The 15,575-nt window shown below is 51.8% G+C and carries 17 protein-coding genes; 12 read left to right on the plus strand and 5 right to left on the minus strand.

Annotated elements, in window-relative coordinates; translation table 11 throughout:
• Positions 1–43 precede the first annotated feature (43 nt).
• The gene (sohB, locus tag ACH0VJ_RS01040) at positions 44–1,090 is read left to right on the plus strand and encodes a protease SohB (RefSeq protein ID WP_000422083.1); all 1,047 of its coding nucleotides are present in this window, start codon (positions 44–46) and stop codon (positions 1,088–1,090) included.
• Positions 1,091–1,131: 41 nt separating this feature from the next.
• Here sohB and ACH0VJ_RS01045 read toward each other — a convergent pair whose 3' ends face one another.
• A complete protein-coding gene (locus tag ACH0VJ_RS01045) occupies positions 1,132–1,383 on the minus strand; it encodes a YciN family protein (protein ID WP_000548616.1) in 252 nt (83 codons plus the stop codon).
• Positions 1,384–1,785: 402 nt separating this feature from the next.
• On the opposite strand from ACH0VJ_RS01045, the gene topA reads away from it, so the two are divergent.
• From topA to acnA, 6 genes are all read left to right on the plus strand, one after another.
• On the plus strand, positions 1,786–4,383 hold the full coding sequence (gene topA / locus ACH0VJ_RS01050) for a type I DNA topoisomerase (protein ID WP_000513593.1): 2,598 nt from the start codon (positions 1,786–1,788) through the stop codon (positions 4,381–4,383).
• 410 nt (positions 4,384–4,793) lie between these two features.
• Positions 4,794–5,768 carry an HTH-type transcriptional regulator CysB gene (gene cysB / locus ACH0VJ_RS01055; RefSeq protein ID WP_000776230.1) on the plus strand — a complete coding sequence of 325 codons (975 nt, stop codon included), beginning with the start codon at positions 4,794–4,796 and terminating at the stop codon, positions 5,766–5,768.
• Between the two features lie 280 nt (positions 5,769–6,048).
• Positions 6,049–6,189, plus strand: a complete 141-nt coding sequence (locus ACH0VJ_RS01060; protein ID WP_213083417.1) for a YmiA family putative membrane protein — start codon at positions 6,049–6,051, stop codon at positions 6,187–6,189.
• Positions 6,190–6,360: a hypothetical protein gene (locus tag ACH0VJ_RS01065; protein ID WP_000029027.1), complete on the plus strand. Its 171-nt coding sequence runs from the start codon at positions 6,190–6,192 to the stop codon at positions 6,358–6,360. It abuts the gene before it with no gap.
• A 109-nt stretch (positions 6,361–6,469) separates the two neighbouring features.
• On the plus strand, positions 6,470–6,562 hold the full coding sequence (gene ymiC, locus ACH0VJ_RS01070; RefSeq protein WP_223148964.1) for a small membrane protein YmiC: 93 nt from the start codon (positions 6,470–6,472) through the stop codon (positions 6,560–6,562).
• A 182-nt stretch (positions 6,563–6,744) separates the two neighbouring features.
• On the plus strand, positions 6,745–9,420 hold the full coding sequence (gene acnA, locus ACH0VJ_RS01075) for an aconitate hydratase AcnA (protein WP_000099472.1): 2,676 nt from the start codon (positions 6,745–6,747) through the stop codon (positions 9,418–9,420).
• A gap of 55 nt (positions 9,421–9,475) precedes the next feature.
• Here the strand turns inward: acnA and ribA are convergent, their stop codons facing one another.
• Entirely contained in the window at positions 9,476–10,066 is a 591-nt protein-coding gene (ribA, locus tag ACH0VJ_RS01080) for a GTP cyclohydrolase II (protein ID WP_001176284.1), read from the minus strand.
• Positions 10,067–10,261: 195 nt separating this feature from the next.
• On the opposite strand from ribA, the gene pgpB reads away from it, so the two are divergent.
• The 5 genes from pgpB to yciH all read left to right on the plus strand — a co-directional run bounded on the left by pgpB (position 10,262) and on the right by yciH (position 13,912).
• Complete coding sequence (gene pgpB / locus ACH0VJ_RS01085; protein WP_000948647.1) at positions 10,262–11,026, plus strand: phosphatidylglycerophosphatase B; 765 nt, start codon at positions 10,262–10,264, stop codon at positions 11,024–11,026.
• Between the two features lie 149 nt (positions 11,027–11,175).
• Positions 11,176–11,484: a LapA family protein gene (locus ACH0VJ_RS01090; protein ID WP_000876301.1), complete on the plus strand. Its 309-nt coding sequence runs from the start codon at positions 11,176–11,178 to the stop codon at positions 11,482–11,484.
• 6 nt (positions 11,485–11,490) lie between these two features.
• The gene (lapB, locus tag ACH0VJ_RS01095) at positions 11,491–12,660 is read left to right on the plus strand and encodes a lipopolysaccharide assembly protein LapB (protein ID WP_000891378.1); all 1,170 of its coding nucleotides are present in this window, start codon (positions 11,491–11,493) and stop codon (positions 12,658–12,660) included.
• Between the two features lie 188 nt (positions 12,661–12,848).
• On the plus strand, positions 12,849–13,586 hold the full coding sequence (pyrF, locus tag ACH0VJ_RS01100; RefSeq protein ID WP_001529407.1) for an orotidine-5'-phosphate decarboxylase: 738 nt from the start codon (positions 12,849–12,851) through the stop codon (positions 13,584–13,586).
• Positions 13,586–13,912 carry a stress response translation initiation inhibitor YciH gene (yciH, locus tag ACH0VJ_RS01105; RefSeq protein ID WP_001285199.1) on the plus strand — a complete coding sequence of 109 codons (327 nt, stop codon included), beginning with the start codon at positions 13,586–13,588 and terminating at the stop codon, positions 13,910–13,912. Before pyrF ends, yciH begins: the two co-directional genes overlap by 1 nt.
• 119 nt (positions 13,913–14,031) lie before the next feature.
• Here yciH and osmB read toward each other — a convergent pair whose 3' ends face one another.
• From osmB to ACH0VJ_RS01120, 3 genes are all read right to left on the minus strand, one after another.
• Positions 14,032–14,250: an osmotically-inducible lipoprotein OsmB gene (osmB, locus tag ACH0VJ_RS01110; RefSeq protein WP_000481166.1), complete on the minus strand. Its 219-nt coding sequence runs from the start codon at positions 14,248–14,250 to the stop codon at positions 14,032–14,034.
• 258 nt (positions 14,251–14,508) lie between these two features.
• A complete protein-coding gene (locus ACH0VJ_RS01115; protein ID WP_001088593.1) occupies positions 14,509–15,261 on the minus strand; it encodes a DNA-binding transcriptional regulator YciT in 753 nt (250 codons plus the stop codon).
• Between the two features lie 86 nt (positions 15,262–15,347).
• Positions 15,348–15,527: a hypothetical protein gene (locus tag ACH0VJ_RS01120; RefSeq protein WP_001279854.1), complete on the minus strand. Its 180-nt coding sequence runs from the start codon at positions 15,525–15,527 to the stop codon at positions 15,348–15,350.
• Positions 15,528–15,575 lie beyond the last annotated feature (48 nt).

The raw sequence follows: 15,575 nt of genomic DNA on the forward strand, positions 1-15,575 counted from the left end.
GTACACTGAGCGCAAGTCGCGTTATTTAATCAAGGTGGGAGTCGTGGAATTGTTGTCTGAATATGGCTTATTTTTGGCAAAAATCGTCACCGTTGTGGTGGCCATTGCCGTCATTGTGCTGCTGATCGTGAATGCTACGCAACGCAAACGTCAGCGCGGCGAGCTGCGCGTGACCAATTTGAGCGAGCAGTATCAGGAGATGAAGGATGACCTTGCTGCGGCGTTGATGGATGGCCATCAGCAAAAACTGTGGCATAAAGCGCAGAAAAAAAAGCATAAGCAGGAGGCGAAAGCCGCCAAAGCGAAAGCGAAGCTGGGGGACATTGCGACATCGGACAAACCGCGTGTATGGGTGATAGATTTCAAAGGCAGTATGGATGCTCACGAAGTTAATGCGTTACGCGAAGAGGTCACGGCGGTGCTGGCAGTGGCGAAACCCGGCGATCGGGCGGTTGTGCGTCTGGAAAGCCCCGGTGGCGTTGTGCATGGCTATGGCCTGGCGGCATCGCAATTGCAGCGCCTGCGCGATAAAAATATTCCGCTGACCGTGACGGTGGATAAAGTCGCGGCAAGCGGAGGTTACATGATGGCCTGCGTGGCGGAAAAAATTATCGCGGCGCCGTTCGCTATTGTGGGGTCAATTGGTGTTGTCGCGCAAATTCCGAACTTTAACCGCTTTCTCAAAAGTAAAGACATTGATATTGAACTGCATACCGCAGGGCAGTACAAACGTACCCTGACATTGTTAGGCGAGAATACGGAAGAAGGGCGGCAGAAGTTTCGTGAAGATCTCAACGAAACGCACTATCTGTTCAAAGAGTTTGTGCAGCGGATGCGTCCGGCTCTGGACATTGAACAGGTCGCCACGGGCGAACACTGGTACGGTCAGCAGGCGCTGGAGAAAGGACTGGTTGATGAGATTAACACCAGCGATGAGGTTATCCTCGGCCTGATGGAAGGGCGCGAGGTGCTGAATGTGCGCTATATGCAGCGTAAAAAACTGATCGATCGTGTTACCGGCAGCGCGGCGGAAAGCGCGGATCGGCTGCTGCTGCGCTGGTGGCAGCGTGGACAAAAGCCATTGATGTAAACCGCTATTGCCGGATGGCATTCAGCGCCATCCGGCATGGATTAATCCACCAGGTGATACTTCTCAGACAGCACATGCGCCAGGTGTTTAAACATGTTAAACACCGCGGTGCTTTTAGGGGTCGGTAACCCTTGCTCGTCTAAAAAGTAATCGCCGCTGAAAACCAGCACGCCATTTCTCTGCGTTACGCCGGTGGCGACAATACCTGCCATCGTGTCTTCATGTTCCCGAATAATTTTGTTGGCTTCAAGCAACAGTGTTTCGCGATCGATAGGTTGCGTCTCTTTATGCATTTTTTACTCCTTAAACAAGGAGATTAGTCTACGCTGAGCACTTCTGATGGGCAAATATTCTCACAGGAAATTGATGGATTTGTCATGTTGCGTTCACTGGCAAGATTTGTTTTTGCATGCTAATAAAGTTGCGTATCGAATTTTATCAGGTACAGTGTGACGCTTTCGTCAATCTGGCAACAGAATTGCTTGACATTCGACCAAAATTCCGTCGTGCTATAGCGCGTGTGTGCAAAAAAGCCTGTTAACTCAGTCACCTGAGGGTTACATTTCGTACACAAAGCCAGTACAAGGGGTTGATATCCGCAGACGCAGAGACCATATATCGTTGTCTCGTCGCCAGTGGAAGGTGAATCAACGTGCGACGCATTCCTGGAAGAATCAACTTAGGTAAAGGTGAATATGGGTAAAGCTCTTGTCATCGTTGAGTCCCCGGCAAAAGCCAAAACGATCAACAAGTATCTGGGTAATGACTACGTGGTGAAATCCAGCGTGGGTCATATCCGTGATTTGCCGACCAGTGGCTCAGCAGCTAAAAAGAGCGCCGACTCTACCTCCACCAAAACGGCTAAAAAGCCCAAAAAGGATGAACGTGGCGCTCTCGTCAACCGTATGGGGGTTGACCCGTGGCACAACTGGGATGCGCACTATGAAGTGCTGCCCGGTAAAGAGAAGGTCGTCTCTGAACTGAAACAGTTGGCGGAAAAAGCCGACCACATCTATCTCGCAACCGACCTTGACCGCGAAGGGGAAGCCATTGCATGGCACCTGCGGGAAGTGATCGGCGGCGATGACGCGCGCTACAGTCGCGTAGTCTTTAACGAAATAACCAAAAATGCCATTCGCCAGGCGTTTGAACAGCCGGGCGAGCTGAACATTAACAGGGTCAACGCCCAGCAAGCGCGCCGCTTTATGGATCGCGTGGTAGGCTATATGGTCTCGCCGCTGCTGTGGAAAAAGATCGCCCGTGGTTTGTCGGCAGGTCGCGTTCAGTCTGTCGCGGTCCGTCTGGTCGTTGAGCGCGAGCGCGAGATTAAAGCGTTTGTTCCGGAAGAGTTCTGGGAAATTGACGCTAATACGACGACGCCGTCTGGCGAGGCGCTACCGCTACAGGTCACGCATCAGAACGACAAGCCATTCCGGCCGGTAAATCGCGAGCAGACGCTTGCCGCCGTCAGCTTGTTGGAAAAAGCGCGCTATAGCGTACTGGAGCGTGAAGACAAACCGACCAGCAGCAAACCTGGCGCGCCGTTTATCACCTCCACGCTACAACAGGCGGCCAGCACCCGGCTGGGCTTTGGCGTGAAGAAAACCATGATGATGGCGCAGCGTCTGTATGAGGCGGGCTACATCACCTATATGCGTACCGACTCCACCAACCTGAGTCAGGATGCGGTCAACATGGTGCGCGGCTATATTGGCGATAATTTCGGCAAGAAATACCTGCCGGATAACCCGAACCAGTACGCCAGCAAAGAAAACTCTCAGGAAGCGCACGAAGCGATCCGTCCTTCCGACGTTGCTGTCATGGCGGAGTCGCTGAAAGACATGGAGGCTGACGCGCAGAAGTTGTATCAGCTAATTTGGCGTCAGTTTGTCGCCTGTCAGATGACGCCAGCACAATATGACTCCACTACGCTTACCGTTGGCGCAGGCGAATTCCGTCTGAAAGCGCGTGGGCGTATTTTGCGCTTTGACGGCTGGACAAAAGTGATGCCGGCGCTACGTAAAGGCGATGAAGATCGCACATTGCCTGCCGTGAATAAGGGCGATGCGCTGACGCTACTTGAATTGACGCCTGCTCAGCACTTTACTAAACCGCCAGCCCGTTTCAGCGAGGCTTCTCTGGTTAAAGAGCTTGAGAAGCGCGGTATTGGTCGTCCGTCTACCTATGCGTCGATTATCTCGACCATTCAGGATCGCGGCTATGTTCGCGTTGAAAACCGTCGCTTCTATGCGGAAAAAATGGGTGAAATCGTCACCGACCGGCTGGAAGAAAACTTCCGCGAATTGATGAACTACGATTTTACCGCGCAGATGGAAGATAGTCTGGATCAAGTTGCGAATCACCAGGCCGAGTGGAAAGCGGTACTGGATAACTTCTTCAGCGATTTTACTCAGCAGCTCGATAAAGCCGAGAAAGATCCGGAAGAAGGGGGGATGCGTCCTAACCAGATGGTGCTGACCAGCATCGACTGTCCAACCTGTGGCCGTAAAATGGGAATTCGTACTGCCAGTACGGGGGTTTTCCTTGGTTGTTCAGGTTATGCGCTTTCGCCGAAAGAGCGTTGTAAAACGACCATTAACCTGGTGCCGGAAAATGAAGTTCTGAACGTGCTGGAAGGCGACGACGCCGAAACCAACGCCCTGCGCGCCAAGCGGCGCTGTCAGAAGTGCGGTACGGCGATGGACAGCTATCTGATCGATCCGAAGCGTAAATTGCATGTGTGTGGTAATAACCCGACCTGTGACGGCTACGAGATTGAAGAAGGCGAGTTTCGCATCAAAGGGTATGACGGCCCGATCGTTGAGTGTGAGAAATGTGGTTCCGAAATGCACCTGAAAATGGGGCGTTTTGGTAAGTACATGGCCTGTACTAACGACGAATGTAAAAATACCCGTAAGATCTTGCGTAACGGCGAAGTTGCGCCGCCGAAGGAAGATCCCGTTCCATTACCGGAACTGCCGTGTGAAAAATCGGACGCGTACTTTGTGCTGCGCGATGGCGCCGCAGGGATATTCCTGGCGGCCAATACGTTCCCGAAATCACGCGAAACGCGCGCGCCATTAGTCGAGGAGCTTTACCGGTTCCGCGATCGCCTGCCGGAAAAACTGCGTTATCTGGCGGATGCGCCGCAGCAGGATCCAGAAGGCAATAAAACCGTTGTTCGCTTTAGCCGCAAAACAAAACAGCAGTACGTTGCGGCGGAAAAAGACGGGAAGGCGACGGGATGGTCAGCGTTCTTCGTCGACGGTAAGTGGGTTGAAGGCAAGAAATAACCCCGGCCTGTCGCCACTGTAGTCAAGCGGGCCGCGTAAGCGGCCCTTTTTTATATCCCCTTCATATTTCAAGTGGCTTATGTGTTGGCTACGGATTACTCGGCCCATCTATGGGCCTCGCCCTGACGGGCCGTCGCACGCGACGTTCAAATCTGCTCCCGGCTGATTTGTCGCTCACCCCAGTCCCCTGGTTATCTATGCTCCAGGGAACTCACTCGCTTGTTGCCTTTAATCACTCGAATTATTTTGGGTATAGCGGGCTTATTATTTTATCGCGCTGGCTATACAGTTCAGATATAAATGATATAGTGGTTATAGTTAACATCTTTTTTATTATTAAATCGTATTAGCAGCCCAATGATGTCTGCAGATAAACGATGGCCTGATGGCGCTAATCTGGATGATGTATTATGAAATTGCAGCAGCTTCGTTACATTGTTGAAGTGGTTAATCATAACCTTAACGTCTCCTCTACCGCTGAGGGGTTGTATACTTCCCAGCCGGGGATCAGCAAGCAGGTTAGGATGCTGGAAGATGAGCTTGGCATCCAGATTTTCGCCCGCAGTGGTAAGCATCTGACTCAGGTGACGCCCGCAGGTCAGGAGATTATTCGTATTGCGCGTGAGGTGCTTTCCAAAGTCGATGCCATTAAGTCGGTCGCCGGCGAGCACACCTGGCCGGATAAAGGCTCGCTCTATATTGCCACTACCCATACTCAGGCGCGTTACGCATTGCCAGGCGTGATTAAAGGCTTCATCGAGCGTTACCCGCGCGTTTCGCTGCATATGCACCAGGGGTCGCCAACGCAGATTGCGGAAGCGGTATCGAAAGGGAACGCCGATTTCGCGATTGCCACGGAAGCGCTGCATTTATATGACGATCTGGTGATGTTGCCATGCTATCACTGGAACCGTTCGATAGTGGTGACGCCGGATCATCCATTGGCGGCAACGTCTTCCATAACGATCGAAGCGCTGGCGCAGTATCCGCTGGTGACGTATACCTTCGGCTTTACCGGGCGTTCCGAACTGGATACCGCTTTTAATCGCGCAGGATTAACGCCGCGGATCGTCTTTACTGCAACCGATGCGGATGTGATTAAAACCTATGTCAGGTTGGGGCTGGGCGTTGGCGTCATTGCCAGCATGGCGGTCGATCCGCTTGCCGATCCTGATTTAGTGCGGATTGACGCGCACGATATTTTTAGCCACAGCACCACAAAAATTGGTTTTCGTCGTAGTACTTTTTTACGCAGCTATATGTATGATTTTATCCAGCGTTTTGCGCCGCATCTGACGCGTGATGTGGTGGATACGGCGGTGGCGTTGCGTTCTAATGAAGAAATTGAAGCGATGTTTCAGGATATAAAGCTGCCTGAAAAGTAATATCACCGTCGGTTTGCGCCGTAGTGGCATGGCAGACAAAGCCGCCTTTTGCAATATCCCTCGAAGTATTACGGGTAATGATCAGCAAAATAGTGTTGAATTACCCGTCCCGCCAGTTTCTTTTTCCAAATAGTTATCTTGAGTCAAAAGATTGATTTATTCACTGGCAACGATTCGTAAATTGACTGGATTTTTGACTAAAGTTTATTTAGGATTTGTCTCATCTGATGATTAATTGTACCGATTGTTTGGTGCTGAAATGATAAGTGATACCGATAGCATGAGGTTAGTAATGCCTTCTGAAAACCAGGAACCGCGCCGCGACCCTGAGCTCAAACGTAAAGCATGGCTGGCGGTTTTTGTGGGTTCTGCGTTGTTCTGGGTAGTGGTAGCGCTTGTTATCTGGCATTGGTGGGGCTAAGTGAGCATTACGTCGGAACGCGAGCGCGTGGTCGCGCCCCCGATTCAATCTGGTGACGATGATAACACCCCGGATACGACCGTTTTTCGGTCTGTTCCGCAACACTGGACGCTCACACCGCAGCAGCGGGCATTTATTGATGCTTTTGCTGACGAGGTGTCACAAAAATAATATTCGTCTTTTTATTGGCGTTACTGTTTTATTAACGCTGTCTTATTACACCGCAGCAACCGTGTGCTGAGCGCTTCTCAGTATTGATTAAACACAGTTGGTGTCGCCTATGTTAACGTCAAATATAAAGTATTGGTCATGGACTGGCGCGTTTATATTATCGCTACTGTTCTGGGCCGAGTTAATCTGGATTGCCGTCTAATCTCGTCAAAGCCCGATAATGCGTTATTTATCGGGCTTTTTCATCTTCGTTCCTCGCCTGTTAGGTTTCTCCTCTTTTAGCAATTTGGGTTGTTATCAAAACGTTACATTTTGTTTGTGTTATCTTTAATACAACCCTGTGGAGAATCAGGGTAACGCAACCCTGTCATTTAAGGAGGAGCTATGTCGTCAACCCTACGAGAAGCCAGTAAGGATACATTGCAGGCCAAAGATAAAACGTATCATTACTACAGTCTGCCGCTGGCTGCCAAATCCCTGGGCGATATCGCCCGTTTGCCCAAATCACTTAAAGTGTTACTGGAAAACCTGTTGCGCTGGCAGGACGGCGAATCTGTGACTGATGAAGATATTCAGGCGCTGGCCGGTTGGCTTAAAAATGCCCATGCCGATCGTGAAATTGCCTGGCGGCCCGCCCGTGTCCTGATGCAGGACTTTACCGGCGTGCCTGCCGTTGTCGACCTGGCGGCGATGCGTGAAGCCGTTAAACGCCTCGGCGGCGATACGTCGAAAGTGAACCCGTTATCGCCGGTTGATCTGGTTATTGACCACTCTGTGACGGTCGATCATTTCGGCGATGACGATGCGTTTGAAGAAAACGTGCGGCTGGAAATGGAACGTAACCATGAGCGTTATATGTTCCTGAAATGGGGAAAGCAGGCATTCAGCCGTTTCAGCGTGGTGCCGCCCGGAACCGGCATTTGCCATCAGGTTAACCTGGAATACCTGGGTAAAGCCGTCTGGAGCGAATTACAGGACGGGGAGTGGATTGCTTACCCGGACTCGCTGGTGGGGACTGACTCCCATACGACCATGATTAATGGTCTGGGCGTATTGGGGTGGGGCGTGGGCGGTATCGAAGCGGAAGCGGCGATGCTTGGTCAGCCCGTGTCGATGCTTATCCCGGATGTCGTCGGCTTTAAGTTAACCGGTAAACTTCGGGAGGGGATCACCGCCACTGACCTGGTGCTAACCGTCACGCAAATGCTGCGTAAGCATGGCGTCGTGGGTAAATTTGTTGAATTTTATGGTGATGGTCTGGATTCGCTGCCGTTGGCGGATCGCGCGACCATCGCTAATATGTCGCCGGAATATGGCGCCACCTGTGGTTTTTTCCCCATTGACGCCATCACCCTGGAATATATGCGATTAAGCGGGCGTAGCGACGATCTGGTCGAGCTGGTTGAAGCCTACGCGAAGGCGCAGGGAATGTGGCGCAATCCCGGAGACGAACCGGTATTTACCAGTACGCTGGAACTGGATATGGGCGATGTCGAAGCCAGTCTGGCCGGGCCGAAACGCCCGCAGGATCGCGTGGCGTTAGGCGATGTGCCGAAAGCCTTTGCCGCCAGCGCCGAGCTGGAGCTGAATACCGCGCAAAGAGATCGCCAGCCGGTTGACTATACGATGAACGGACAGCCATATCAGCTTCCTGATGGCGCTGTCGTCATTGCCGCCATCACCTCCTGTACGAATACCTCGAACCCCAGCGTGCTGATGGCGGCGGGATTACTGGCGAAAAAAGCAGTAACTCTGGGGTTGAAGCGTCAACCGTGGGTCAAGGCTTCTCTGGCGCCGGGGTCAAAAGTGGTATCTGACTATCTGGCGCAGGCCAAACTTACGCCTTATCTGGATGAACTCGGTTTTAACCTGGTCGGTTATGGCTGTACGACCTGTATCGGGAACTCCGGTCCGTTGCCGGAGCCTATTGAGACCGCGATTAAAAAAGGCGATCTGACGGTAGGGGCCGTGCTTTCCGGTAACCGAAATTTTGAAGGGCGTATCCATCCGCTGGTGAAAACGAACTGGCTGGCGTCGCCGCCGCTGGTGGTCGCGTATGCGCTGGCCGGAAACATGAATGTTAACCTCGCGACAGACCCTCTGGGGTACGATCGTAAAGGCGATCCGGTATACCTGAAGGATATCTGGCCTTCGGCGCAGGAAATTGCTCGCGCCGTTGAACTGGTATTATCAGATATGTTCCGTAAAGAGTATGCGGAAGTGTTTGAGGGCACGGAAGAATGGAAATCGATTCAGGTTGAATCGTCCGATACCTACGGCTGGCAGTCGGATTCAACCTATATCCGCCTGTCGCCTTTCTTTGATGAAATGCAGGCCCAGCCTGCTCCCGTCAAAGATATCCACGGCGCGCGTATCCTGGCGATGCTGGGCGATTCGGTGACGACCGACCATATTTCCCCGGCCGGCAGTATCAAGCCGGACAGTCCCGCCGGACGCTATCTGCAAAACCACGGCGTTGAGCGGAAGGATTTTAACTCCTATGGATCACGGCGCGGCAACCATGAAGTGATGATGCGCGGTACGTTCGCCAATATTCGTATTCGCAACGAAATGCTGCCCGGCGTCGAAGGTGGCATGACGCGGCATTTGCCGGGTACGGAAGCGATGTCGATTTATGATGCCGCGATGCTCTACCAGCAGGAAAAAACGCCGCTGGCGGTAATTGCCGGGAAAGAGTATGGGTCGGGATCGAGCCGTGACTGGGCGGCAAAAGGTCCGCGGCTGTTAGGTATCCGCGTGGTGATCGCCGAGTCGTTCGAACGTATCCACCGCTCAAACCTGATTGGGATGGGGATCCTGCCGCTGGAGTTTCCACAGGGCGTAACGCGTAAAACGCTGGGACTGACCGGGGAAGAGGTGATTGATATCGCGGATCTGCAAAACCTGCGCCCTGGCGCGACCATTCCGGTGACGTTAACGAGATCGGACGGCAGCAAAGAAACGGTGCCTTGCCGCTGTCGCATTGATACCGCCACCGAGCTGACTTACTACCAGAATGACGGCATATTGCACTATGTCATTAGAAATATGCTGAACTAAAGCCGTTTATCGGGCCTGCCGTAAACAGGCAGGCCCGCGCTTTAATACCGGTGGCTTACTTACTTAGTAGGTGGCCCATTTTGGCCGCTTTAGTATCGAGATAATGCTCATTATTTGGATTACGACCCACAATGAGCGGAACGCGTTCCACGATATTAATTCCCGCCTCGGTCAGTATTTCGACTTTCTTCGGATTATTGGTCAGCAGGCGAACTTCATCCACGCCGAGTAATTTGAACATATCCGCGCACAGGGTGAAATCACGCTCATCGGCGGCAAAGCCGAGCTGATGATTGGCCTCCACCGTGTCATAGCCTTGATCCTGTAACGCATAAGCGCGAATTTTATTAAGCAGGCCGATATTGCGGCCTTCCTGACGGTGGTAAATCAGAATACCGCGTCCTTCTTCCGCAATATGCGTCAGCGCGGCTTCCAGTTGAAAACCACAGTCACAGCGCAGACTAAAAAGCGCGTCCCCGGTAAGACATTCGGAATGAACGCGAGCCAGTACTGGCGTTTTACCTGAAATATCGCCAAAAACCAGCGCGGCATGGTCGTGTCCGGTTGCCAGTTCTTCAAATCCCACCATCAGAAAGTCACCCAATGGGGTTGGCAGTTTGGCTTCTGCCACACGTTTAAGCTGCATGTATTTCTCCAGATTATGCTGACGCCTGCGGTGTCGTCGCCTGTTGGCCTGTATCCCGCTATTTTGCCATAAGGCAGCGGTCATCACCTAATCACTACCACGTAATTGCTCAGGAATGGCACAAATTTGTCAATTTTCCAGTCCGGCGAGAATTTTCAGTTATGATTGTGATACTTACTTATAAAAGGAGCATCCATGCTTTCAATTGCGAGGCGCACCGCGGCAGGCGCCGCCCTGTTGCTTATCATGCCGCTTGCCGTATGGGGATCAGGCTGGCAGTGGCAGCCAGGACATCAGGTCTGGTGGCTAAAAACGCTATTCTGGATAACGGAAACCGTGACCAAACCCTGGGGCGTTATCACGCATGTGATTCTTTGTGGATGGTTCTTATGGTGCCTGCGATTTCGCCTGCGCGCCGCCATTATGCTGTTTGCGATCCTCGGCGGGGCGATTATCGTCGGGCAGGGTGTGAAGTCATGGGTAAAGGAGCGCGTACAGGAGCCGCGGCCATTTGTGGTCTGGCTTGAAAAAACGCACCATATTCCCGTCGATGAGTTCTACACTTTAAAGCGTACAGAACGCGGACATTTAGTGAAAGAGCAGTTGGCCGGGCAACAGAACATCCCCGTTTTCCTGCGTCAGCACTGGCAAAAAGAGACGGGCTTTGCGTTTCCCTCCGGACACACCATGTTTGCAGCGAGCTGGGCGCTTTTGGCCGTGGGTCTGTTATGGCCGCGCAGACGGACTTTCACCATCGCGTTTTTGTTAGTCTGGGCGACCGGCGTAATGGGCAGCCGTTTGCTTCTGGGAATGCACTGGCCGCGAGATTTAGTGGTCGCCACGCTCATCTCCTGGCTATTAGTTACCCTGGCGACCTGGCTGGCGCAGCGAATTTGCGGGCCGCTTATGCCGCCTCGCGAAGAAGCGCAAGAAATTGCTGAACGCGAGCAGGAAAGCTGACAACGGTTGATTTTCTGACTATTGCCCTTAAATCATCTGATGGTGGGCGCATTTCCATTTCGCGCGAGGCGGGAAAATGGTAATTTAGAAGGCTGGATGCGGTAAGTTGGACACGATTTATTCGCGCAAACCACATAACGGGAAGTAATGTGAAATATTTACTCATTTTCTTACTGGTATTGGCGATTTTTGTTATTTCGGTGACGCTGGGCGCGCAGAATGATCAACAGGTGACGTTTAACTACCTGCTGGCGCAAGGGGAGTATCGTATCTCCACGTTGCTTGCTGTGCTGTTCGCCGTCGGTTTTGCGATTGGCTGGCTGATTTGCGGCCTGTTCTGGCTGCGGGTCCGCGTTTCCCTTGCCCGCGCTGAACGTAAAATTAAACGACTGGAAAACAAGCTCTCGCCAGCAACCGACGTTGCGGTCCCTGCCGATTCGTCGGTTGTAAAGGAATAATCATTTATGTTGGAGTTGTTATTTCTGTTGTTGCCTGTAGCCGCTGCCTATGGGTGGTATATGGGTCGCAGAAGTGCGCAACAAACAAAACAGGATGAAGCTAACCGCCTGTCGCGCGATTATGTCGCAGGGGTTAACTTCCTGCTGAGTAACCAACAAGATAAAGCGGTGGATCTGTTCCTCGATATGCTTAAAGAGGATACCGGCACCGTTGAGGCTCATCTCACTCTCGGTAATCTGTTTCGCTCACGCGGCGAAGTCGATCGCGCCATTCGTATTCATCAAACGCTCATGGAAAGCGCTTCATTGACCTATGAACAGCGTTTACTGGCTGTTCAGCAACTGGGGCGCGACTATATGGCCGCCGGTTTATATGACCGCGCGGAAGATATGTTTAACCAACTTACCGACGAAACGGAATTTCGCGTAGGCGCGTTACAGCAGCTCTTGCAAATCTATCAGCTAACCAGCGACTGGCAAAAGGCGATCGAAGTAGCAGAACGGCTGGTGAAACTGGGTAAAGATAAACAGCGTATCGAAATCGCCCACTTTTACTGTGAGTTAGCGTTACAGCAGATGGGCAACGACGACATGGATCGCGCGATGGCGTTGCTGAAAAAAGGTGCCGCCGCAGATAAAAATAGCGCCCGGGTGTCTATCATGATGGGTCGCGTTTATATGGCGAGAGGGGATTACGCCAAAGCGGTCGAAAGCTTGCAACGTGTGATCGTTCAGGATAAAGAGCTGGTCAGCGAAACGCTGGAGATGCTGCAAACCTGTTATCAACAGCTCGGTAAAAATGCCGAGTGGGCGGAGTTTTTACGCCGCGCCGTTGAGGAGAATACCGGTGCTGGCGCTGAGTTAATGCTTGCCGATATTCTGGAAGCGCGTGAAGGTAGTGACGCTGCTCAAGTCTATATCACGCGTCAGCTACAGCGACATCCTACCATGCGGGTGTTCCATAAGCTGATGGATTACCATCTCAACGAGGCGGAAGAAGGGCGAGCGAAAGAAAGCCTGATGGTACTGCGTGATATGGTTGGCGAGCAGGTGCGCAGTAAACCGCGGTATCGTTGTCAGAAATGCGGTTTTACCGCCTATACCTTGTACTGGCACTGTCCGTCCTGCCGGGCATGGTCGACCATTAAACCTATTCGCGGACTTGATGGGCAGTAGTATAAAAAAAGCCTCGCTTTAGTTACAACATACTTAATGACATAAAACAAGAAACGACGCTGGCATCGGCGACCAGGGCTTATCAGGTTGTCAATCGAACCTGTTAATTTCCCTGCGCCGCAGGTAGAATGCACGCCGTTTATCCAATTTGCGCCACTTCCGGTGCCCATCATCAAGAAGGTCTGGTCATGACGTTTACTGCTTCATCTTCTTCCTGCGCTATTACTGAATCGCCTGTCGTTGTGGCGTTGGATTACCATGAACGCGATAAAGCCCTGGCGTTTGTCGATAAAATCGATCCTCGCGATTGTCGCTTAAAAGTGGGCAAAGAGATGTTCACGCTGTTTGGTCCACAACTCGTTCGGGATCTCCAGCAGCGTGGGTTTGATGTCTTTCTTGATCTAAAATTTCATGATATTCCCAACACCACGGCCCGGGCGGTCGCTGCAGCGGCAGACCTGGGCGTCTGGATGGTAAACGTTCATGCGTCTGGCGGGGCGAGAATGATGGCCGCAGCGCGCGACGCGCTGGCGCCATTCGGTAAAGATGCGCCGTTGCTCATTGCCGTGACCGTGTTGACCAGTATGGAAACCAGCGATCTGCGCGATCTGGGCGTGACGTTGTCACCGGCGGAACATGCGGAGCGGTTGGCGCGCCTGACGCAGCAATGCGGGCTGGATGGCGTGGTCTGTTCCGCTCAGGAAGCGGTCAGATTTAAACAGGTCTTTGGCGCTGCATTTAAGCTGGTGACGCCGGGCATTCGGCCCGCAGGCAGCGAGGCAGGCGACCAGCGACGCATTATGACGCCCGAACAGGCATTATCCGCTGGCGTCGACTATATGGTGATTGGCCGCCCGGTTACGCAATCGGTAGATCCGGCGCAAACGCTGAAGGATATTAACGCGTCACTGAAACGGGAGGCATAATGAGCGATTCCAATAGTCGTCTGGTTTATTCAACACAGACGGGGCGCATTGAAGAACCTAAAACGGCGCCGGTTCGTCCCAAAGGGGATGGTATCGTTCGCATTCAGCGTCAAACCAGTGGCCGTAAGGGTAAAGGCGTATGTTTGATTACCGGTATCGAGATGAATGATGCGGAATTAACCAAACTGGCGGCTGAACTGAAGAAAAAATGCGGCTGTGGCGGGGCAGTAAAAGAAGGGATTATTGAAATTCAGGGTGATAAACGCGACTTGATAAAATCATTGCTGGAAGCTAAAGGAATGAAAGTAAAATTAGCTGGCGGCTAATGAAAACGCCACGGTTGTAAATTACCGTGGCGTAAAAGTCAACTTTGTCTATTTTTGTAATCCAGACCTGAAAAGAATAAACGTATTATTTTGAGCCGTTCAATATTTAAACGTCTGGATTATTTTCCAACCTGGTGACCAATCACGCCGCCGACCGCCGCGCCGCCCAGGGTGCCTAATGTACTGCCGTCCGTTAACACTGCGCCGCCTAATGCCCCCGCACCTGCGCCAATAGCCGTGTTGCGATCGCGCTTGGACCAGTTTGAGCAGGCGCTCAGAGACATTGCTACGGTGATTGCCAGCACAGCAGCGGCCATTTTTTTGCTCGTCATAAACATAATACTCTCTCCTGAATTAACGATTCACGGAATTAAGCTCACTATAACTATAGTTAAAATAAAACCTGTTAAGAGATTTTCCGTAAAACCTGATTGCGCAGGGGTATATCACGCAGGTGATAGTCACTTCCTGTTATTTCGCTAATATTAATTTTACGACGTTACGCTCGTTACAACAGGTAAATAGTCTTAATTGGGGTGTCAGAAAAGTCTTAGAGAGAGGATGATTTGCCATAGGGCAAACCATCGGGAAATATTTTAAACGGATGAGCCAATAACATTGACTAGCAGCCCCGCATGTTCTAACTGCATTTGATCGCTGGCGGAAATTTTGGAATCCGTAATGACACGATGGAAGCGAGAGAGCGGGCCCAGGGGATAGGGATGCACACAGCCAAATTTGGAGCTGTCGGTGAGGACAATCGCTTCTGAGCCTTTTTCCAGAACAGCGTTAACCACATCCGATCGCATCATATCGCGTCCGGTAAAGCCGGTATCAGCCTGCCAGCCATCAATACCGATAAATGCTTTGCTGAAATGCACTTGATGGATAAACTGTCGCGTCAACGGCCCTACCATGCTTTCACTTTTTTTCTGATAGATTCCACCGAGGAGAATGACTTCGCAAGGGGTTTCTTTCAGCAGATGCGCGATATAACTGCTCACGGTGATGATCGTGACATCTTTTTGTTCCGCCAGCGTCCGGGCCAATAGCGCATTGCTGCTGCCATTTTCAATAAAAACGGATTCCCCTGGACTGACCAGCGAGGCGGCGAACTCCGCCAGTCGGCGTTTTAGCGTGTAGTTCGTCATCATGCGAGTCTCTACGTCATCGCTCTCAAGCGAAACGGCGAAACCGTGCGCACGGCGTAAATAGCTCTGTTTTTCCAGGGTATTCAGATCCTGACGAATCGTGACTTCAGATACGCCGGTAATTTTCGCCAGTTCAGCAACGCTCATCTGGCCTTTATCAACCACCATTTGCAAAATTGATTGTTGTCGGGAGTTCATAGTATTAATTTTATTCGTTAAGAGGAGTCAACAGACAGTCAGAGAGCCGGGAAGGGCTAACGGCCATCCCGGACAAATAATCGCTATCAGATTTCCCAGGGCGACCCGGGAGCCTGGGATGGCGAGATACCGTCTTTAACCTGATCTAACAGCTCTGCTCTCAATATTTCAAGGTTATTGATGGCCGAGTGGTAATCGCCAGCAACAAGGATATCCAGCACGGTATCAATGCGTGCGGCAATTCGTTGTGCTTCGATATCAGACATGTTTGTCATCCTTAATGTCAGAAAAGGTTTCAATTCATGATGCAGAAA

Origin of the sequence: Salmonella sp. 2020_1459, from assembly GCF_043847915.1 — a bacterium.
Taxonomy (GTDB): domain Bacteria; phylum Pseudomonadota; class Gammaproteobacteria; order Enterobacterales; family Enterobacteriaceae; genus Salmonella; species Salmonella enterica.